This is a genomic window from Micromonospora sp. R311 (genome assembly GCF_056780015.1).
The window spans coordinates 24,480-43,671 of sequence record NZ_JBSWCE010000048.1; the positions used below are offsets into that span (position 1 = coordinate 24,480).

Below are 19,192 nucleotides of genomic sequence, written 5' to 3' on the forward strand. Positions count from 1 at the left end.
CCGCGCTGCGCGGCCCCCGAGGGGCTTCTCACCGGGTTGTGTGCCGGCCGGCCGGGTCAGTGCGGCAGGCGGACCTCGACCCGCAGGCCGCCGTACTCGGCGGGACGGGCGGCGATGATGCCGTCGTGCGCCTGGGTGATCGACCGGGCGATGGCCAGGCCGAGGCCCGCGCCGCCGCCGTGACCGGTCCGGTCCGCGGCCAACCGCCGGAACGGTTCGAACAGGCCGGCCACCGCCTCGGCCGGCACCACCTGACCGGTGTTGACGACGGTCAGCGCCGGGGTGCCGCCGACCGCGACGGTGAGGGTTCCGCCGGGCCGGTTGTACTTGATCGCGTTCTCCACCAGGTTGGTCACCAGGCGCTCCAACAGCACCCGCTCCCCGGCCACCACCCGTGGGGTGAGGTGACTCCCGATCGTCACGCCGGCCGCCCGGGCCCGGTCCTGGTACCCGGCCAGCACCCCGGCCACGATCTCGTCGAGCCGCTGCGGCGTCCGGGAGCGCAGGCCCTGGTCGCTCTCGCTCAGCGTGAGCAGCCCCTCGATCAGCCGTTCGTTGCGCTCGTTGGTCTGCAGCAGCTGGGCGGTCAGCAGCTCCAACTGCTCGGCGGTGAGCGACTGCGCCATGCCGACCTCGATCAGCGTCCGCTGCACCGCCAGCGGGGTACGCAGCTCGTGCGAGGCGTTCGCGGCGAACCGTCGCTGCCCCTCGTACCCGGCGGAGATCCGCTCCATCATCTCGTCGATCGCCCGGGACAGCCGGGCCAGCTCGTCGTGGCCCGGCCGGCGGATCCGGTGCCCGAGGTTCTGCGGACCGACGTGCGCGATCGGCTCGGCGAGGTCCCGCACCGGCCGCAGGCACCACACCGCCGCCGCCCAGATCGCGACCACCACGCCCGCGAGCACACCGAGCATGGTCAGCGGGTACAGGGCCACGCCGAGGTCGCGCGCCGGCTGGCACACCAGCCCCGACCCGGGCAGCGGCAGGTCGCAGAACTCCCGGCCGCGCAGCCACACGAAGCTCAGCAGCCACTTGCCGAGGCCGGGCAGGCTGTACCCGACGAGCAGGGCGAGTACGCCGACCAGCGCGACCCGGTGGCGCGGGGTCACTCCGGGCCGCCGATCCGGTAGCCGGCCTTCGGCACGGTGTGGATGACGGCCGGCGGGCCGAGCTTCTTGCGCAGCGTCATCACGGTGACCCGGACGGCGTTGGTGAACGGGTCGGCGAACTCGTCCCAGGCCTGCTCCAGCAGCTCCTCCGCGCTGACCACCCGGCCGCCCGCGCGCATCAGCACGTGCAGCACGGCGAACTCCTTCGGGCTCAGGTTCAGCGGGCGGCCGTCCCGCGTCGCGACGTGCCGGGCCACGTCCAGCACCACCCCGTGCCGGGCCAGCACGGGCGGGACCGCCGGGGCGGAGCGCCGGCCGAGGGCCTGCACCCGGGCGACCAGCTCGGCGAAGGCGAAGGGCTTGGTCAGGTAGTCGTCCGCGCCCAGCCCGAGCCCCTCGACCCGGTCCCGGATGCCGGCCGCGGCGGTGAGCAGGAGCACCCGGGTGCCCGCGTCCGAGTCGGCGATGCTGCGGCACACCTCGTCGCCGGTGTGCCCGGGCATGTCGCGGTCCAGCACGGCGACGTCGTACCGGTTCACCCCGATCCGCTCCAGCGCGCCGTCGCCGTCGTAGCAGACGTCGACCGCCATGGAGAGGCGGCGCAGCCCCTCGGCGACCGTGTCCGCCAGCAACCGCTCGTCGTCCGCCACCAACACCCGCACGCTTGCTCTCCCCGTGGTTCCTCGTTGTCCCGGACACCGTCTCAGGCTGGAGCTAAGGGTTCTGTAAGCACCCGCAGGAGCCATCCTCCACGGCGGCGATCCCGGCACAAACACCCGCGAGCCGGACGGGGGAGCTTGCCGCCCCGGTACGCCGTCTGGGAGCGTCCGTCCCCGGTCCGGGATCGCACTTGGCGATCCGGGGTGAGCTGCGTCACGATGGGGCGCGAGGAGGTCGCCGATGGCCGACCCGTGGCTCGCCCTGGAATTCGGCGTGGATCCGGCGGAGCGGATCGCGCAGGTCGGCGCCGCCCACGAGGCGTTCCTCGCCGGCGGGCCGGAGGCGGCCCGGCGTACCGACCGGCGGCTGCGGGAGGTGGTCGCCCACTCGTGGCGCCGCTCGGCCGCGCTGCTCGACCCGGAGACCACCCCACCGGTCGACCTGACCGACGACGCGCTGGAGAGCTACCGCGCCGCCCACCCGCTCGCCCGGGTGCTGCCGCTCTTCCGCGATCTGCTCGGTGGCATCGCCCAGGACGGTGCGCACCTGATGGCGGTCTGCGACGCCAACGGGAGGCTGCTCTGGGTGGAGGGGCATCCGGGGGTGCTCCGGCACGCCGAGCGGATGAACTTCGTTCCCGGAGCGCGCTGGGACGAGCCGCACGCCGGCACCAACGCCCCGGGCACCGCCCTGGCGATCGACCACAGCGTGCAGATCTTCGCCACCGAGCACTTCAGCCGGCCGGTGCAGCGGTGGACCTGCGCCGCCGCGCCGATCCACGACCCGGCCACCGGGCGGCTGCTCGGGGCGGTCGACATCACCGGCGGCGACCACCTGGCCAACCCGCAGAGCCTGGCGCTGGTCCGGGCCACCGCCCGGGCCGCCGAGGCACAGCTCGCCGCCGACCGGCCGGTCGAGCCGGGGACGGTCGCCGTCGCCGCGCTCGGCCGGGACGAGGCGGAGCTGCGGGTCGACGGGCGCCGGCTCCGGCTCGGCCGCCGGCACAGCGAACTGCTCGTGCTGCTGCTCGACCACCCCGAGGGACGCACCGGCGAGCAACTCGGCCTCGACCTCTACGGCGACGAGCGGCTGCACCCGGTGACCCTGCGCGCGGAGCTGTCCCGGCTGCGCCGCATCCTCGGCCCCGACCTGCTCGACTCCCGGCCGTACCGGTTGCGCGGGACCGTCCGGGCCGACTTCCGCACCGTCGGCGAGCTGCTGGAACGTGGCGATCCGGCGGGCGCGCTCGACGCGTACGCCGGGCCGCTGCTGCCCTGCTCGGACGCGCCGGGGGTGACCCGACTGCGCCGGCTGCTCGACGGCCAGCTCCGCGCGGCCGTGCTGGCCACCCGCGACCCGGCGCTGCTCGCGGCCTGGACCGCGACGCCCGCCGGCGCCGACGACCTGACCGCCTGGCAGGCGCTGGCCGCGGCGTCGCCGCCGGGCGCGCCGCGCCGGCCGCTCGCGCTGGCCCGCGTCGAGCAGCTGTCCCGGGAGTACGACCTGCCGCGCGCAACGTTGCTGCAACGTCCCGGAAACTAGCTTCTCCGCCGTCACCCGATCGGACGGCGGAGGTAACCATGACGCGCTACGACGCGCCCACCCACTGGCAGTCCCGCTACGACCACTTCATCGGCGGCGAGTACGTCACGCCGCACGGCGGTCGCTACTTCGAGAACCCCACGCCGGTCACCGGGCAGACCTTCTGCGAGGTGGCCCGGGGCACCGCCGAGGACGTCGAGAAGGCGCTCGACGCCGCGCACGGCGCCGCTGACGCGTGGGGCCGCACGCCGGTCGCCGAACGGTCGCTGATCCTCAACCGGATCGCCGACCGGATGCAGGAGAACCTGGAATCCCTGGCGATCGCGGAGACCTGGGAGAACGGCAAGCCGGTCCGGGAGACCCTGGCCGCCGACATCCCGCTGGCGATCGACCACTTCCGGTACTTCGCCGGGGCGATCCGGGCCCAGGAGGGTTCCCTCGGCGAGCTGGACGACGACACCGTCGCCTACCACTTCCACGAGCCGCTCGGCGTGGTCGGGCAGATCATCCCGTGGAACTTCCCGATCCTGATGGCGACCTGGAAGCTCGCCCCGGCCCTCGCCGCCGGCAACGCGGTGGTGCTCAAGCCGGCCGAGCAGACCCCGGCGTCGATCCACTACTGGCTTTCGCTGGTGGCCGACCTGCTGCCGCCGGGCGTGGTGAACATCGTCAACGGCTTCGGCGTCGAGGCGGGCAAGCCGCTGGCCTCCTCGCCCCGGGTGGCCAAGGTGGCGTTCACCGGCGAGACCACCACCGGGCGGCTGATCATGCAGTACGCCAGCGAGAACATCAAGCCGGTCACCCTGGAGCTGGGCGGCAAGAGCCCGAACATCTTCTTCGACGACGTCAGCGCGTCCCGGGACGACTTCTTCGACAAGGCGCTCGAAGGGTTCACCATGTTCGCGCTCAACCAGGGCGAGGTCTGCACCTGCCCGTCCCGGGCGCTGATCCAGCAGGGCCACTACGCCGACTTCCTCGCCGCCGCCGTGGACCGGACCCGCCGGGTGAAGCAGGGGCACCCGCTGGACACCGACACGATGATCGGGGCGCAGGCGTCCAACGACCAGCTCGAGAAGATCCTGTCCTACCTGGACATCGGGCGGCAGGAGGGCGCGAAGGTGCTGACCGGCGGTGCCCGGGCGGACCTGGACGGCGAACTCTCCGGCGGGTACTACGTCGAGCCGACCATCTTCGAGGGCGACAACTCGATGCGGATCTTCCAGGAGGAGATCTTCGGTCCGGTGGTCTCGGTGACCTCCTTCGCCGACCTCGACGACGCGGTCAAGATCGCCAACGACACGCTCTACGGCCTCGGCGCGGGCGTCTGGACCCGGGACATCAACACCGCGTACCGGGCCGGACGGTCGATCCAGGCCGGCCGGGTCTGGACGAACTGCTACCACGCCTACCCGGCGCACGCGGCGTTCGGCGGCTACAAGCAGTCCGGCATCGGCCGGGAGAACCACAAGATGATGCTGGAGCACTACCAGCAGACCAAGAACCTGCTGGTCAGCTACTCCCCCAAGAAGCTCGGCTTCTTCTGATGGGTGACGTGGTGTCGGTGACGCCGGCCGCGGTCGAGCTGATCCGGTCGCTGCGGGAGCAGCACGGGCCGCTGATGTTCCACCAGTCCGGCGGCTGCTGCGACGGCAGCGCCCCGATGTGCTACCCGGCCGGCGAGTTCCGCACCGGCGGCTCGGACGTGCTGCTCGCCGCCCTGACGATCGAGGGCGTCCCGGAGCCGGTCGAGTTCTGGATGTCCACCGCGCAGTGGGAGCTGTGGAAACACACCAGGCTCACGGTCGACGTGGTCCCCGGCCGGGGCAGCGGCTTCTCCCTCGAAGCCCCGGAAGGCGTCCGCTTCCTCATCCGCTCCCAGTTGGCCGCCTGACCCGGACCCCGCCGCTCGACGGACGGGCGACGTAACGCAGAGTGAGACGGCTGGGGACGCCACCACCCGCAGGCGTGATACCTGTGAGTCATTTTGATGACTCACAGGTATCACCGTCTCCACCCGTGGCGGGCTGCCCGAGACAGGTGGCGGGCTCACCCGATCTGACGCAGGTCGTTGCCGTGGTCGAAGGCGATGCGCAGGCGGGGCTCCCGGGGTTGCCGTGGGTGCGGTCAGCGCACGGGCGCTCGGGGTCAGCGGCCGTCGAGCAGGGGCTGGCGGGGGTCCCAGGCCGGACCGCCGGCGGCGTCGTTACGGCGGCGGGCGATGGCCGACAGCGCCTCCAGCACCACCCGGTTGCCCAGGTACGCGGTGATGTCGGCGTGGTCGTACGGCGGGGCGACCTCGACCACGTCGACGCCGACCACGGGCAGCTCGTAACAGATCCGGCGGACCGCGTCGAGCAGCTGCCGGGAGGTCAGCCCGCCCGGCTCGGGGGTGCCGGTGCCCGGTGCCATGCCGGGGTCGACCACGTCCACGTCGACGGAGAGGAAGACCCCCTCGCACTCGTCCACCGCGATCCCGGACGCCTCGGTCAGGCACTCGTCCAGGCCGCGCGACACCAGTTCGGTCATCTCGTACGACCGCATCCGCTGCTCCGCCATCCAGGACAGGACCTCGGGGCCCGGCCAGTAGCCGCGCAGTCCGATCTGGAGGAACCGGTCGCCGCGTACCGCGCCGGACTCGATGAGCCGGCGCATCGGCTGGCCGTGGCCGTGCAGCGAGCCGAACTCGATGTCCCCGGTGTCGGCGTGCGCGTCGAAGTGCACCAGCGACACCCGGCCGAGCCCGTGGTGGCGGGCCACCCCGGTGGCGTCGGGCAGCGCGATGGAGTGGTCGCCGCCGAGCACGATCGGGATGGCGCCGGCCGCGGCGACCGCGAAGACCGCGGACTCCAGGGCGGCCAGGGACCGCTCGATGTCGCCGGAGAACATCTCCACGTCGCCGGCGTCGTACACCCGCAGGTCGCGCAGCCCGTCGACGCGCAGCGCCAGCGACGGGCGGGAGCCGTCGTGCGGCAGGTAGCAGGCCTGCCGGATGGCGGACGGCCCGAACCGGGTGCCCGGCCGGTGCGAGGTGCCGCCGTCGAAGGGCGCGCCGACGACGACCACGTCGGCGTCGGCGAACGTCGCCGGCTCGTCGAGGGAGCAGCGGGGGACGCCGAGGAAGGTGACGTCGGGGCCGTACATCGGGCCGTACCGGGTCATCGCTCCGCCACCCCCCACGGCGAGCCGTAACCGGTGAGCAGGTCGAGGAAGGGCTTCGGCGGCAACGCCTCCGGGCCGAGCACCCCGACGCCGGCCCAGGCGCCGCCGGCCAGCAGTTCCAGCGCCACCACCGGGTTCACCGCGGTCTGCCAGACCACCGCCTGGTGGCCGTACTCCTTCATCGACCATTCGTTGTCCACCACGTGGTAGAGGTAGACCTCGCGCGGGCTGCCGTCCACGCCCGTCCCACGCACCCAGGTGCCGGCGCAGGTCTTGCCGCGCATCCTGTCGCCGAGGGTGGCCGGGTCGGGCAGGCAGGCCGCGACGACGTCGCGCGGGGACACCGAGACCCCGCCGACCCGCACCGGCGCGGTCGAGTCGAGGCCGAGCTTGTGCAGCGTCTTCAGCACCTCGATGAACTCGTTGCCGAGGCCGTACTTGAAGGTGACCCGCCTCGCGTCGACCCAGCGCGGGATGAGCAGCACCTCCTCGTGTTCGACGTTGACGCACTCGACCGGGCCGATCCCCTCGGGGAACTCGAAGACCTCCGGCTCGGAGAAGGGCGGGGTGGTGTACCAGCCCCGGCCGGCCTCCCAGACCACCGGGGGGTTCAGGCACTCCTCGATGGTGGTCCAGATGGAGAACGACGGCGCGAAGTCGTAGCCGTCCACGGTCAGGTTGGCCCCGTCCCGGACGCCGATCTCGTCGATTCCGGTGAAGAGTTCGTCGGCGGCGTACCGGGCGAAGACGTCGGAGAGGCCCGGCTCGACGCCGATGCCGCAGAGCGCCAGCCGCCCGGCGGCCGACCACTTCTCCGCGGCCGCGAACTGCTCGTCGCCGAGTTTCACCCCGGTCTCGTCGTGTGGCCGCTCCGGGTGCGGCCGGGACAGCGACATGGCCATGTCGAGGTAGTCGGCGCCGGCCGCGTACGCCCCGTCGAAGATCGGCATGACGAAGCGCGGGTCGACCGCGTTGAGCACGTGGGTGATCCGGTGCTCCCGGCAGAGCGCGGCCACCGCGTCCGCGGACGAGGCGTCGACGGTGGCGGCGACGAACCGGTCACCGTGGCCGGCCACCGCCCGGGCCGCGCGGGCGGGGTCGTGGTCGGCGACCACCATGGTCTCGAAGAAGGCGCGGCGGGCGGCGATGGCGACCGCGGCGGAGCCGACACCGCCGGCCCCCACGAGCAGGATGCGCATCAGGAATCGAACCCCAAACCACAACGATCGAGCGTACGGAGCCAGAGGTTGCGCCGGCCCTGGCGCGCGTCGGCGCGGGCCAGCGACCAGCGGGTGAGATTGATGCCGACCGAGCGGGCCGGCTCGGGCGGGAACGGCAGCGGCTTGCGGCGCACCAGGTCGAGCCGGGTCAGCGGGGTGTCCCCGCCGCCGAGCAGGTCGAGCATCACCCCGGCGCCGAACCGGGTCGCCCCGACGCCGAGCCCGGTGAACCCGGCCGCGTACGCCAGCCGGCCGTCGTACGCGGTGCCGAAGAACGGGCAGAACCGGGTGCAGGTGTCGATCACCCCGCCCCAGCGGTGGCTGAACCGCAGGCCGTCGAGCTGCGGGAAGGTGGTGAAGAAGTGCGCGCCGAGGGTGCAGAAGGTGTCCCAGTTCTGCTCCAGGGCGGGGGCCACCCGGTTGCCGTAGTGGTAGACGGCGTCGTACCCGCCGAACAGGATCCTGTTGTCGGCGGTGATCCGGTAGTAGTGGAACTGGTTGCCGGTGTCCGCGAGCCCCTGGCGGTTCGCCCACCCGATCGACTTCAGCTCGTCGTCCGCGAGCGGCTCGGTCATCAGCGCGTAGTCGTAGACCGGCACCACCCATGCCTGCAGCCGGCGCAGCAGCGGCGGGAATCCGTTGGTCGCCAGCACCACCTGACCGGCCCGGATCCGGCCGGGCGCCCGGTCGCGGCCACCGGCCGTGCTCGCCCGCAGGCCGGCGCCGTCGCGGCGCAGCCCGGTCACCCGGGTGTGCTCGGCGATCCGCACCCCCTCGGTCAGGCAGGCGCGACGCAGCCCCCAGGCCAGCTTCGCCGGGTCGAGCATGGCCACCCGGTCGGTGTCCCAGAGCCCACCGAGGTACGTCGGCGAGTTCACCTCGGCGCGTACCTGGTCCCGGTCGAGCAGCCGGACGTCGTGGCCGTACCGGCCGGCCAGCTCCGCCTCCTCGGCGAGCCCGTCGAGCTGGTACGGCTCGACCGCGACCGCCAGCTCGCCGGTGCGCGCGAAGTCGCAGTCGATGCCGTACGCCTCGACGGTCGCCGCGATGGCGTCCAGGTTCTCCCGGCCGAGCCGCTCCAGCACGTCGATCTCGTCGGGGAAGCGCTCGACGCCGTTGGCCAGCCCGTGGGTGAGCGAGGCGGCGCAGAACCCGCCGTTGCGCCCGGACGCCGCCCAGCCGCAGGTGCCCGCCTCGACCAGCAGCACGTCCCGGCCGGGGTCGTCCCGCTTGGCCAGCAGCGCGCTCCACAGCCCGGCGTACCCGCCGCCGACCACCAGCAGGTCGGCGGTGTCGGGGCCGGTCAGCGGCGGCAACGGGTCCGGGCGTTCCGGACGGTCCAGCCAGTACGGCACGGGCGCCGCGTCGGCGAGCGCCCGGCCGGGATGCGGGCCGGTCATGACGGTCGCCGGGTCGGCCCGCCGGCCACCGGTCCGACCCGCAGGTCGGCGCGGCGACCTCGCCGGCCGCGCAGCGAACTGGCCAGCACCAGCAGCAGCGCGATCACGAACATCGCCGTGCCGATGACGTTGACCTGCGGCGGTATGCCCCGCTGGGCGGCGCCCCAGACGTACATCGGGAAGGTGACGGTGGTCCCGGCGTTGAAGTTGGTGATGATGAAGTCGTCGAACGACAGCGAGAAGGCGAGCAGCGCGGCGGCCACGATGCCGGGCATCACCAGCGGCAGGGTGATCCGCCGGAAGGTCTGCCACTCGCTGGCGTAGAGGTCCATCGCGGCCTCCTCCAGCCGCGAGTCCATCCCGGCCAGCCGCGCCTTGACCGTGACCACCACGAACGACACGCAGAACATCACGTGCGCGATCACGATGGTCCAGAAGCCCTGCGGCACCCCGGCGGAGACGAAGAGGGCGAGCAGCGAGGTGCCCATCACCAGCTCCGGGGTGGCCATCGGCAGGAAGATCAGCACGTTGACCCCGGACCGGCCGCGGAACCGGTGCCGCACCAGCGCGAACGCCATCAGGGTGCCGAGCACCGTGGCGACGGCGGTGGCGATGAACCCGATCTGGACGCTGCGCACCACCGCGTCGCACATGTCCGAGGTGGCGCACGGGTTGCGCCAGTTGTCCAGGGTGAACTCGTGGAAGTCGTACGACAGCCGGCTGGACGGGCGGTTGAAGGAGAGACCGGCGACCACGGCGATGGGCAGGAAGAGGTAGCCGAGCACCAGCAACCCCACCCCCAGCACCCAGTGGTCGGCCAGCCAGCGACCGAAGCGGTGTCCCACGGTCACACCACCTCCTCGGTGCCGGCCCGGCGCAGGTAGACGAAGACCACCGCGAGGATCGCCGCCATCAGCAGGAAGGACAGCGCCGCGCCCTGCGGGTAGTCCAGTCGGACCAGGAACGCCGAGTCGATGACGTTGCCGATCATGTACTCGTTCGGGGTGCCGAGCAGCTCCGCGTTGATGTAGTCGCCGCTGGCCGGGATGAAGAAGAGCAGCGTGCCGGCGACCAGGCCGGGCATCGACAGCGGCAGGGTGACCTTGCGGAACGCCCGCACCGGGCTGGCGTAGAGGTCGCTGGCCGCCTCCAGCAGCCGGTAGTCCAGCCGCTCCAGGCTCGCGTACAGCGGCAGCACCAGGAAGGGCAGGAAGTTGTACGTCAGGCCGAGCACCACCGCGACCGGGGTGGCCAGCAGCCGGCCGTCTGGGCCGAGCAGGTGCACGTCGCGCAGCAGCCCGACCAGAGCTCCGTTGTCCGACAGGATGGTCTTCCAGGCCAGGGTGCGCACCAGGAAGCTGGTGAACATCGGCGCGATCACGCAGACCAGCAGCAGGTTCTTCCACCGGCCGGCCTTCTGCGCGATGGCGTACGCCAGCGGGTAGCCCATCAGCAGCGCCAGCACCAGCGCGATCCCGGCGTAGAGGAAGGACCGGGTGAACTGCGGCCAGTACGCCTGCAACGCGTCCGGGTAGTTGCCGAACGCCCAGGTCAGCGCGTACCCGGTGGAGAGCGAGCCGCTGGGGTCGTAGAGGCTGGCCGCGGCGAGCTGGAACAGCGGCACGGCGAAGAAGAGGAAGAGCCAGGCCGCGCCGGGCAGCAGCAGCAGGTACGGCAGGAACCGGTACCGCCCGGACCGGGCGGCCCGCTCCGCCGCCGCCGGCTGCCCCGACCCGGTCGGCACGTGGGCCAGCACGCTCACGAGGAGGCCCCCACCGGTTCGTCCAGCACCGGGCTGGTCCGGTCGTCGGCGCCGGGCTCGCGGGGCAGCAGGAAGGCGTGCCGGGGGTCCCAGTGCGCCACCGCCTCGGTGCCGACCGCCAGCTGGCCGGTCGCGCCGCTGTTCGCCACGAAGACCGACAGCTCGCTGCCCCAGCCGGTGCGCAGCAGGTACTGGGTGCTCACCCCCACGTAGGAGGCGTCGGTGACCATCCCGGTGACGTGCTGGTGCCCGGCGGGGACCTGGTCGGCGGAGCCGACCAGGTGCAGCTTCTCCGGGCGTACGCCCAGATAGACCGGGCCCCGGTCGACCCGGGCCCGGTCGGCGGGCACGGCGAATCGGGCGCCGTGCGCGGCGACCGGCACCTCGCCCCCGGCGGCGCCGGCGGCCTCGCCGGCGAGCAGGTTGGACTGGCCGAGGAAGTTCGCCACGAACGCGGTGGCCGGGAACTCGTAGAGTTCGGCCGGGGCGCCGAGCTGCTCGATCTTCCCGGCGTTCATCACCGCGACCGTGTCGGCCATCGTCATGGCCTCCTCCTGGTCGTGGGTGACGTGCACGAAGGTGATCCCGACCTCGGTCTGGATCCGCTTCAGCTCGATCTGCATCTGCCGGCGCAGCTTGAGGTCGAGCGCGCCGAGCGGCTCGTCCAGCAGGAGCACCTGCGGATGGTTGATCAGCGCCCGGGCCAGCGCGACCCGCTGCTGCTGGCCACCGGAGAGCTGGGCCGGGCGGCGCCGGCCGTACCCGTCGAGCTGCACCAGCGCCAGCATCCGCTCGACCTGGTCGTCGACCTTGCGGATGCCGCGCCGGCGCAGGCCGAACGCCACGTTCTCGAAGATGTCCAGGTGCGGGAAGAGGGCGTAGCTCTGGAACACCGTGTTGACCGGCCGCTTGTACGGGCGGAGCCGGGCGATGTCCCGGTCGCCGAGGAGCACCTGCCCGCTGGTCGGTTCCTCCAGGCCGGCGATCATCCGCAGCGTGGTGGTCTTGCCGCAGCCGGACGCGCCGAGCAGGGCGAAGAACGAGCCCTGCGGGATGGTCAGGCTGAGATCGTCGACCGCGGTGAAGATGCCGAACCGCTTGGTGAGGTTGGCCAGCCGCAGGTCGCCGGCCGGTGTCTCGCGCCCCACAGATGCCACGCCCACTCCCGTCACGCCCCGATGACCTGCTGGAACTTGCCTTCGTACTCGCGCTCCTGCTTCTCGTCCAGGGCCATGAAGACCTTGGACTTCGCGAGCATCGCCTCGTCGGGGAAGATCAGCGGGTTGGCGGCCAGCTCCGGGTCGATCTTCTCCATCTCGGCCTGGGCGCCCTGCACCGGGCAGATGTAGTTCACGTACGCGGCGAGCTGGGCGGCCACCGCCGGGTCGTAGTAGTAGTTCATGAGCTGCTCGGCGTTGCCCTTGTGGGTGGCCTTGTTCGGCACGAGCATGTTGTCCGACCAGAGCATCACGCCGGACTCGGGCACCACGAACTTGACCTTCTCGTCCTCGAAGCCGAGCTGGATGACGTCGCCGGACCAGCCGATGCACGCCGCGATGTCCCCCTTGGCCAGGTCGGGCGCGTAGTCGTTGCCGGTGAACTTGCGGATCTGCCCGGAGTCGACGGCCTTCTTGAGCTTGTTCAGCGCGTCGTCGAACTGGGCGGCGGTGAAGTTGGCGGGGTCGTGGCCGTTGGACTGGAGCAGCAGCCCCATGGTGTCGCGCATCTCGGACAGCGCGGTCACCTTGCCCTTGAGGTCGGGGCGGGTGAGCAGCTCGTCGACCGTGCGGATCTCCTTGGTCACCTTGCCGTTGTAGGCGAGGCCGGCCAGTCCGGACTGCCACGGCACGGCGAGCTGGTTGTCCTTGTCGAAGGAGCGCCCGCGCAGCGACGCCAGCAGGTTGGCCTCGACGTTGGGCATCTTGGACTTGTCCAGCTTCTGGATCCAGCCGAGCCGGATCATCCGGGCGGCCATCCAGTCGGTGAGCACCATGATGTCCCGCTCGGTGGCCTGGCAGGCGGCGAGCTGGTTCTGCACCTTGCCGAAGAACTCGTTGTTGTCGTTGACGTCCTCGGTGTAGGTGACCGCGATGCCGGTCTTGGCGATGAACGCGTCGAGGGTGGGCCGCTTCGACTCATCCTTCTCGTCGACGTCCATGTACTGCGGCCAGTTGGAGAAGGCCAGCTTCTTCTCGGTGCCGGAGAGGTCGTCGCTGACGCAGCCGGCCTCGGTCTGCTGGGCGCCCTTGGTGCCGCAGCCGGCCAGCGCGCCGCCGGCGGCGAGCAGTGCCGCCGAACCGAGAGTGCCGGTGAGCAGTCCACGCCGGGTGAGGGATCGGTGGGGAGTACGCATGTGACGACTCCTAGGGGTCATCGTCGGCGGCAGGACGGGGGGGCGCGCCGGCGGGAGGGTCAGGTGCGGTGGACGACTGATCCTGACATGAGGTGACCTTCCTTACAAGGGATTCCGTTGCGGGATTAGCTCTGGACGACGAAATACGCCACACTGCGCGGGGGCATTAGGCTCAGCCCGGGAACGGACATGGGGAGCGGTCGATGACGAACCGGCAGCAGGACAACGGCAACGGCGGGCGGCGGGTAGCCGTGCGTGAAGGGGCCAGTCACGCTCTGCTCGACGATGTGGCGAAGCAGATCATCGAGCAGCTCCAGGAGGACGGCCGCCGGCCGTACGCCACCATCGGCAAGGCGGTCGGGCTGTCCGAGGCCGCGGTGCGGCAGCGGGTGCAGCGGCTGCTCGACGCCGGGGTGATGCAGATCGTGGCGGTGACCGATCCGCTCCAGCTGGGCTTTCCCCGCCAGGCCATGATCGGACTGCGAACCAACGGCGACCTGGAGGCGGTGGCCGACCGGCTCGCCGAGCTGGAGGAGGTGGACTACGTGGTGATCACGGCCGGCTCGTTCGACCTGCTCACCGAGGTGGTCTGCCGCAACGACGACCACCTGCTGGAGATCCTCCAGCGGCTGCGCGCGGTCGAGGGCGTGCTCTCCACCGAGGCGTTCGTCTACCTCAAGCTGCGCAAGCAGACCTACACCTGGGGCACCGCCTGATCAGTCTTTGTCTCCCCGACGCCCGACCGCCCCGACGAACGCGCGCCAGGCGCCGGGGGTGAAGCTGAGCGTGCCGCCGTCGCGGTGCTTGCTGTCCCGGACCAGCACCCGGCCCGGCAGGTTGTCGGCCACCTCGACGCAGTTTCCGCCGTTGTTGCTGCTGCGGGTCGCGGTACGCCAGCGGGCGTCGGTCAGGTCCATGTCTGCGCCACTTCCCGGATCAGTGCGATCGACCGGCGGCGGGGTAACGCCTCACCGGTGACGCTCTCCCACCTCCGGCTCAGGCTAGCAATGTCACTGCCGTCGGTCACCATCTGACCACGGAGCTGATTGTCCAGATAGGCCACTTCTGCTCCGTCGGGGAGGCGGGCCAGCACGAATGGCCCAGCCAGCCCGGTGTGCCACGGGCTCTCGGCCGGGATCACACGGATCTGCACCTGCTCCCGCTGCGCCATCGCGACCAGATGGCTCAGTTGCTCAGCCATCACCTCGCGGTCGCCGACCAAACGGCGCAGCACCACCTCGTCGATCACAACGACGAGTTGCGGAGGTTCATCGCGGCAGAGGATCACCTGCCGCTCCAGCCGGCCCGCCACGATCTGGTCCACCTCGGCCACCGGCAGCAGGCCACCGGTCCCCAGCACCGCACGGGCGTACCGCTCGGTCTGCAACAGGCCCGGCACCAACAACGGCTCGTATGACCGGATCGAGACGGCGTCCTGTTCGAGTTCGGCCCAGGGGCGGAACCAGGGCAGGTCGCGGCGGCGGAAGGGTTCGGGCCACAGCTCGGCGGCGTCCCGGCCGAGCACCTCGGCGACCGCGAGCCGGGTGCGCGGATGCGGGATCCGCCCCGACGTGAGCCACCGGCCGGCCGTCTTCGGGTCGACGCCGACCTTCGCCGCCAACGACTCGACGGTCTCGCCCTTCTCGGCCATCGCCACCCGCAGCGCCTCGTTCGCCATCGGCTCCACCCTCCACCCGGGACTCACGCTCCGGCGCACAGTAGCGACGCTGCGTGTCGATGTCCCGAGCGAACCGGCGTGTTGCGGCGGGATCTGTTTCGCGCGTCCGCGATGGCCGGCCGGTGCCCGGAGAAGGCCCTGGATCTGCCCAGCCATCCGGTGGACACGCCCTTTGGAGCTGACGTCGCAGACGACTCGGCCTAAGCGGCCTCGACAGCCTGATGTCGCAAACGATTCAGCTCCACAGGGCGCACCCTGCACCCGGTCCGGCCGGCGCATTGGACAGCCCGCACACCCGGTCCGGCCGGGCGCAAGGACAGTCCACACATCCGGCCCGGTCACGGCCGGGCGCAACCACGACCCGCGCACCCGGCCCGGTCACGGCCGGGCGCAACGACGGCCCGCACACCAGGTGCGGTCGCGGCGAGCGCGAGGGCCGACCCGCACCAGACGCCTCGGACCTGAGCACGCAGGGCCGGCAGCGCGGGCACATCGGGCCCGGGCGCACAGGTGGGGCAGCTCGACAGTGCCCGCGGCGCACCACCTGCCCCGGACCATCCCGGCCCGGCCGCCTGAGCCGTAGTCAACCCGATACGGATTCCGTTGCCCACACTCTGGCTGCTCGCTGATTCCGTTGCCGTTCCGGCCATACACCACCGATCCCACTTGCTTTCCGGGCTTGAGCTGTGGGATAACCGTGGGCAGAGCGGCCGGTGTCCCCTGACCGGCCCGAGACCCGATGGGGCTGACATGGCCAACGCCACCGACCACCTCTGGATGCACTTCACCCGGATGGCGAGCTACTCCGCCGGCGAGGTGCCGACCATCGTCCGCGGCGAGGGCGCGTACGTCTGGGACGCCCAGGGCCGCCGCTACCTCGACGGGCTCGCCGGGCTCTTCGTGGTCAACGCCGGCCACGGCCGCGCGGAGCTGGCCGAGGCCGCCGCCAAGCAGGCCGGCGAGCTCGCCTACTTCCCGCTCTGGTCGTACGCCCACCCGAAGGCGGTCGAGCTGGCCGAGAAGATCTCGGCGCTGGCCCCCGGCGACCTGAACCGGGTCTTCTTCACCACCGGCGGCTCCGAGGCCGTCGAGGCGGCGTGGAAGCTGGCCCGGGCCTACTTCAAGCGCACCGGCCAGCCGAACAAGTACAAGGTGGTCAGCCGCTACATCGCCTACCACGGCACCTCGATGGGCGCGCTGTCGATCACCGGGCTGCCCGGCATCAAGAGCGACTTCGAGCCGCTGGTGCCCGGCGGGATCAAGGTGCCGAACACCAACTTCTACCGGGCGCCGGAGCACGGCGACGACCCGGAGGCGTTCGGCCGCTGGGCCGCCGACGAGATCGGCCGCGCGATCGAGCGGGAGGGGCCGGACACGGTCGCGGCGGTCTTCCTGGAGCCGGTGCAGAACTCCGGCGGCTGCTTCCCGCCGCCGCCCGGCTACTTCGAGCGGGTCCGCGAGATCTGCGACGCGTACGACGTGCTGCTCGTCTCCGACGAGGTGATCTGCTCCTGGGGCCGGCTCGGCGAATACTTCGGCGCCGTCCGCTACGGCTACCAGCCCGACATCATCACCACCGCGAAGGGCATCACCTCCGGCTACGCCCCGCTCGGCGCGATGATCGCCAGCGACCGGCTGATGGAGCCGTTCCTCACCGAGACCGGCATGTTCGCCCACGGGGTGACCTTCGGCGGGCACCCGGTCTCCTGCGCGGTGGCGCTGGCCAATCTGGAGGTCTTCGCCCGCGAGGACCTGGTCGGGCACGTCCGGGCCAACGAGGCGGCGTTCCGCGCCACCCTGGAGAAGCTGCACGACCTACCGATCGTCGGCGACGTCCGGGGCGACGGCTACTTCTACGGGATCGAACTGGTCAAGGACAAGACCACCCGGGAGACCTTCGACGAGGCCGAGTCGGAGCGGCTGCTGCGCGGCTTCCTCTCCACCGCGCTCTTCTCGGCCGGGCTCTACTGCCGCGCCGACGACCGGGGCGACCCGGTGGTGCAGCTCGCCCCGCCGCTGATCGCCGAGCAGCAGCAGTTCGACGAGATCGAGCAGATCCTGCGCGCGGTGCTCACCGAGGCATGGGCACGCCTCTGACCGGCGGGTCCGGGTCCCGGTCCGCCGGGGCCCGGCCACCGGCCGACGCCGAGGTCGGGCGGACCGCGCGCACCCGGATACGCCGGCTGCCCGAGCTGGCGGCGCACGACCGGGCGAGCCTGCACGCGGTGCTCGACGCCGGTCGGGTCGCCCACCTGGCGATCGTGGACGGCGACCAGCCGTACGCGCTGCCGGTCGGCTACGCCCGCGACGGCGACCGGGTGCTGGTGCACGGCTCCACCGGCAGCCGCCTGTTCCGGCACCTCGCCGCCGGCGCCCCGGCCTGCCTGACCGTCACCCTGCTGGACGGGCTGGTGCTGGCCCGCAGCGCCTTCGCGTCGTCGATGAACTACCGCTGCGCGATGGTGCTCGGCACCCCGGTCAGCCTGGACGGAGAGGAGAAGCTGGCGGCGCTGGAGCGGCTCTCCGAGCACCTGTTGCCCGGCCGCTGGGCGGTGATCCGGCCGCCGTCGGCGAAGGAGCTCGCCGCCACGCTGGTGCTCGCGCTGCCCCTGACCGAGTGCTCGGTGAAGATCAGTGCCGGCCCGCCGGACGACCCGGCCGAAGACCTGGACCTCCCGGTCTGGGCGGGGGTGCTGCCGCTGGTGGAGTCGTACGGCCGCCCGGAACCCGACCCGGCCCTCCGCTTCGACCTGCCACCTCCGGAGTGGTGATGGGTTACCCGGAGCTGTCCTACTGGCTGTCCAGCGTGGACGAGCCGCTGACCCCGCGCCCGCCGCTGCCCGGGGACGCCGACGCCGACGTGGTGATCGTCGGGGCCGGCTACACCGGGCTGTGGACGGCGTACTACCTGGCCGGGGCGGATCCGACCCTGCGGATCACCGTGCTGGAGGCCGAGATCGCCGGCTACGGGGCGTCCGGGCGCAACGGTGGCTGGTGCTCGGCGCTCTTCCCCACCTCGCTGCCCGCGCTGGCCCGCCGGCACGGCCGGGACGCCGCGCTGGCCATGCAGCGCACCATGCAGGCCACGGTCCGCGAGGTCGGCCGGGTGGTCGCCGCCGAGGGCATCGACTGCGACTGGGCGTACGGCGGGACGGTGGTGCTCGCCCGGACCGCCCCGCAGCTCGTTCGCGCCCGGGCTGCCGTCGGGGAGGCCCGGGCGTTCGGACTCGAGCCGGATGATCTGGCGCTGCTCGACGCCGGCGAGGCGTCGGCCCGGTGCGCCGCCGAGGGCGTGCTCGGCGGGACGTACACCCCGCACTGCGCCGCGGTGCACCCGGCCCGGCTGGTCCGCGGCCTGGCCCGCGCGGTGGAGCGGCGCGGGGTGACCATCCACGAGCGGACCGGGGTGACGGCGATCCGGCCCGGCGCGGCGGTCACCCCGGCCGGCACGGTACGGGCGCCGGTGGTGGTCCGGGCCACCGAGGGATACACGCCGATGCTGCCCGGGCAGCGGCGCACCGTGGCGCCGGTCTACTCGCTGATGGTCGCCACCGAGCCGCTGCCGGCGCAGACCTGGGACCGGATCGGGCTGGCCGAGCGGGAGACCTTCTCCGACCACCGGCACGTCATCATCTACGGCCAGCGCACCGCCGACGGGCGGCTGGCGTTCGGCGGGCGGGGCGCCCCGTACCACTTCGGCTCCCGGGTGGTCCCCGGGCACGACCGGGAGCCGCGGGTCTTCGCGGCGCTGCGCCGGACGCTCGGCGAACTCTTCCCGGCGCTCGGCCCGGACGTGCCGGTGACCCACACCTGGGGCGGGCCGCTCGGGGTGGCCCGGGACTGGTCGGCCTCGGTCGGTTTCGACCCGGCGAGCGGGCTCGGCTGGGCCGGCGGTTACGTCGGCGACGGCGTCGGCACCAGCAACCTCGCCGGCCGTACGCTCGCCGACCTGATCCGGCGCGAACGCACCGACCTGACCACCCTCCCCTGGGTCAACCACCGCTCGCCCAAGTGGGAGCCGGAGCCACTGCGCTGGCTCGCCGTCAACGCCGGCCTGCGCCTGATGTTCTCCGCCGACGCCGCCGAACTGCGCAAGGGCCGCCCCTCCCGCCGCGCCGCCACCTTCTCCCGCCTCCTCGGCCACTAACCCCCTGGGTCCAAGCCCGTTGATCATGGAGTTAGCGGCGGCATTGGAGATCGAAAACGCCGCTAACTCCATGATCAACGTCGGAGACCCGGCGGGTGGGGGCCGGTGGGGGGCCGGGTGGGCGGGGGTTAGTGGTTGGGGGGGATCACTCGGAGGTGGCCG

The 19,192-nt window shown here is 72.4% G+C and carries 18 protein-coding genes; 7 read left to right on the forward strand and 11 right to left on the reverse strand.

Annotated elements, in window-relative coordinates; all coding sequences use genetic code 11:
- Positions 1-56: 56 nt before the first annotated feature.
- A complete protein-coding gene (locus AC1WTP_RS30380; protein ID WP_481652676.1) occupies positions 57-1,109 on the reverse strand; it encodes a sensor histidine kinase in 1,053 nt (350 codons plus the stop codon).
- Positions 1,106-1,771: a response regulator transcription factor gene (locus AC1WTP_RS30385; protein ID WP_481652677.1), complete on the reverse strand. Its 666-nt coding sequence runs from the start codon at positions 1,769-1,771 to the stop codon at positions 1,106-1,108. Before AC1WTP_RS30385 ends, AC1WTP_RS30380 begins: the two co-directional genes overlap by 4 nt.
- 238 nt (positions 1,772-2,009) lie before the next feature.
- Here AC1WTP_RS30385 and AC1WTP_RS30390 point away from each other — a divergent pair, with 238 nt between their 5' ends.
- Genes AC1WTP_RS30390 through AC1WTP_RS30400 form a run of 3 tightly spaced genes read left to right on the forward strand, consistent with a single transcriptional unit; the run spans position 2,010 to position 5,202 of the window.
- Complete coding sequence (locus AC1WTP_RS30390) at positions 2,010-3,311, forward strand: GAF domain-containing protein (protein WP_481652678.1); 1,302 nt, start codon at positions 2,010-2,012, stop codon at positions 3,309-3,311.
- Between the two features lie 38 nt (positions 3,312-3,349).
- Positions 3,350-4,855 (forward strand): aldehyde dehydrogenase, encoded by a 1,506-nt coding sequence (adh, locus tag AC1WTP_RS30395; RefSeq protein WP_481652679.1) that lies wholly within the window; start codon positions 3,350-3,352, stop codon positions 4,853-4,855.
- The gene (locus tag AC1WTP_RS30400; RefSeq protein ID WP_481652680.1) at positions 4,855-5,202 is read left to right on the forward strand and encodes a DUF779 domain-containing protein; all 348 of its coding nucleotides are present in this window, start codon (positions 4,855-4,857) and stop codon (positions 5,200-5,202) included. Before adh ends, AC1WTP_RS30400 begins: the two co-directional genes overlap by 1 nt.
- A 254-nt stretch (positions 5,203-5,456) precedes the next feature.
- Here the strand turns inward: AC1WTP_RS30400 and speB are convergent, their stop codons facing one another.
- The 7 genes from speB to AC1WTP_RS30435 are packed head-to-tail and all read right to left on the reverse strand — an operon-like array spanning position 5,457 to position 13,205.
- A complete protein-coding gene (gene speB, locus AC1WTP_RS30405; RefSeq protein WP_481652681.1) occupies positions 5,457-6,470 on the reverse strand; it encodes an agmatinase in 1,014 nt (337 codons plus the stop codon).
- Complete coding sequence (locus AC1WTP_RS30410) at positions 6,467-7,669, reverse strand: saccharopine dehydrogenase family protein (RefSeq protein WP_481652682.1); 1,203 nt, start codon at positions 7,667-7,669, stop codon at positions 6,467-6,469. The genes speB and AC1WTP_RS30410 overlap by 4 nt, the downstream gene beginning before the upstream one ends.
- Positions 7,669-9,090, reverse strand: a complete 1,422-nt coding sequence (locus AC1WTP_RS30415) for an NAD(P)/FAD-dependent oxidoreductase (protein WP_481652683.1) — start codon at positions 9,088-9,090, stop codon at positions 7,669-7,671. The genes AC1WTP_RS30410 and AC1WTP_RS30415 overlap by 1 nt, the downstream gene beginning before the upstream one ends.
- Positions 9,087-9,941, reverse strand: coding sequence for an ABC transporter permease (locus AC1WTP_RS30420; RefSeq protein ID WP_481652684.1), 855 nt, complete (start codon positions 9,939-9,941; stop codon positions 9,087-9,089). The genes AC1WTP_RS30415 and AC1WTP_RS30420 overlap by 4 nt, the downstream gene beginning before the upstream one ends.
- Positions 9,938-10,852: an ABC transporter permease gene (locus AC1WTP_RS30425; protein WP_481652685.1), complete on the reverse strand. Its 915-nt coding sequence runs from the start codon at positions 10,850-10,852 to the stop codon at positions 9,938-9,940. The genes AC1WTP_RS30420 and AC1WTP_RS30425 overlap by 4 nt, the downstream gene beginning before the upstream one ends.
- Entirely contained in the window at positions 10,849-12,009 is a 1,161-nt protein-coding gene (locus AC1WTP_RS30430; RefSeq protein WP_481652686.1) for an ABC transporter ATP-binding protein, read from the reverse strand. Before AC1WTP_RS30430 ends, AC1WTP_RS30425 begins: the two co-directional genes overlap by 4 nt.
- 11 nt (positions 12,010-12,020) lie before the next feature.
- Positions 12,021-13,205: a polyamine ABC transporter substrate-binding protein gene (locus AC1WTP_RS30435; protein ID WP_481652687.1), complete on the reverse strand. Its 1,185-nt coding sequence runs from the start codon at positions 13,203-13,205 to the stop codon at positions 12,021-12,023.
- 203 nt (positions 13,206-13,408) lie between these two features.
- Between AC1WTP_RS30435 and AC1WTP_RS30440 the strand changes: the two genes are divergently transcribed.
- Complete coding sequence (locus AC1WTP_RS30440) at positions 13,409-13,921, forward strand: Lrp/AsnC family transcriptional regulator (RefSeq protein WP_481652688.1); 513 nt, start codon at positions 13,409-13,411, stop codon at positions 13,919-13,921.
- Here the strand turns inward: AC1WTP_RS30440 and AC1WTP_RS30445 are convergent, their stop codons facing one another.
- Positions 13,922-14,122: a DUF397 domain-containing protein gene (locus tag AC1WTP_RS30445; protein ID WP_481652689.1), complete on the reverse strand. Its 201-nt coding sequence runs from the start codon at positions 14,120-14,122 to the stop codon at positions 13,922-13,924.
- Positions 14,113-14,883 carry a helix-turn-helix domain-containing protein gene (locus AC1WTP_RS30450; protein WP_481652694.1) on the reverse strand — a complete coding sequence of 257 codons (771 nt, stop codon included), beginning with the start codon at positions 14,881-14,883 and terminating at the stop codon, positions 14,113-14,115. The genes AC1WTP_RS30445 and AC1WTP_RS30450 overlap by 10 nt, the downstream gene beginning before the upstream one ends.
- 750 nt (positions 14,884-15,633) lie before the next feature.
- On the opposite strand from AC1WTP_RS30450, the gene AC1WTP_RS30455 reads away from it, so the two are divergent.
- Genes AC1WTP_RS30455 through AC1WTP_RS30465 form a run of 3 tightly spaced genes read left to right on the forward strand, consistent with a single transcriptional unit; the run spans position 15,634 to position 19,030 of the window.
- A complete protein-coding gene (locus tag AC1WTP_RS30455) occupies positions 15,634-16,980 on the forward strand; it encodes an aspartate aminotransferase family protein (RefSeq protein ID WP_481652690.1) in 1,347 nt (448 codons plus the stop codon).
- Positions 16,965-17,654 carry a pyridoxamine 5'-phosphate oxidase family protein gene (locus tag AC1WTP_RS30460; protein WP_481652691.1) on the forward strand — a complete coding sequence of 230 codons (690 nt, stop codon included), beginning with the start codon at positions 16,965-16,967 and terminating at the stop codon, positions 17,652-17,654. The genes AC1WTP_RS30455 and AC1WTP_RS30460 overlap by 16 nt, the downstream gene beginning before the upstream one ends.
- A complete protein-coding gene (locus tag AC1WTP_RS30465; RefSeq protein ID WP_481652692.1) occupies positions 17,654-19,030 on the forward strand; it encodes an NAD(P)/FAD-dependent oxidoreductase in 1,377 nt (458 codons plus the stop codon). Before AC1WTP_RS30460 ends, AC1WTP_RS30465 begins: the two co-directional genes overlap by 1 nt.
- Positions 19,031-19,192: the final 162 nt, after the last annotated feature.

Coding starts and splice junctions, on each gene's coding strand:
- AC1WTP_RS30390 (WP_481652678.1), top strand. CDS start 2,010: ATGGCCGACCCGTGGCTCGCCCTGGAATTCGGCGTGGATCCGGCGGAG.
- adh (WP_481652679.1), top strand. CDS start 3,350: ATGACGCGCTACGACGCGCCCACCCACTGGCAGTCCCGCTACGACCAC.
- AC1WTP_RS30400 (WP_481652680.1), top strand. CDS start 4,855: ATGGGTGACGTGGTGTCGGTGACGCCGGCCGCGGTCGAGCTGATCCGG.
- speB (WP_481652681.1), bottom strand. CDS start 6,470: ATGACCCGGTACGGCCCGATGTACGGCCCCGACGTCACCTTCCTCGGC.
- AC1WTP_RS30410 (WP_481652682.1), bottom strand. CDS start 7,669: ATGCGCATCCTGCTCGTGGGGGCCGGCGGTGTCGGCTCCGCCGCGGTC.
- AC1WTP_RS30415 (WP_481652683.1), bottom strand. CDS start 9,090: ATGACCGGCCCGCATCCCGGCCGGGCGCTCGCCGACGCGGCGCCCGTG.
- AC1WTP_RS30435 (WP_481652687.1), bottom strand. CDS start 13,205: ATGCGTACTCCCCACCGATCCCTCACCCGGCGTGGACTGCTCACCGGC.
- AC1WTP_RS30440 (WP_481652688.1), top strand. CDS start 13,409: ATGACGAACCGGCAGCAGGACAACGGCAACGGCGGGCGGCGGGTAGCC.
- AC1WTP_RS30445 (WP_481652689.1), bottom strand. CDS start 14,122: ATGGACCTGACCGACGCCCGCTGGCGTACCGCGACCCGCAGCAGCAAC.
- AC1WTP_RS30450 (WP_481652694.1), bottom strand. CDS start 14,883: ATGGCGAACGAGGCGCTGCGGGTGGCGATGGCCGAGAAGGGCGAGACC.
- AC1WTP_RS30455 (WP_481652690.1), top strand. CDS start 15,634: ATGGCCAACGCCACCGACCACCTCTGGATGCACTTCACCCGGATGGCG.
- AC1WTP_RS30460 (WP_481652691.1), top strand. CDS start 16,965: ATGGGCACGCCTCTGACCGGCGGGTCCGGGTCCCGGTCCGCCGGGGCC.
- AC1WTP_RS30465 (WP_481652692.1), top strand. CDS start 17,654: ATGGGTTACCCGGAGCTGTCCTACTGGCTGTCCAGCGTGGACGAGCCG.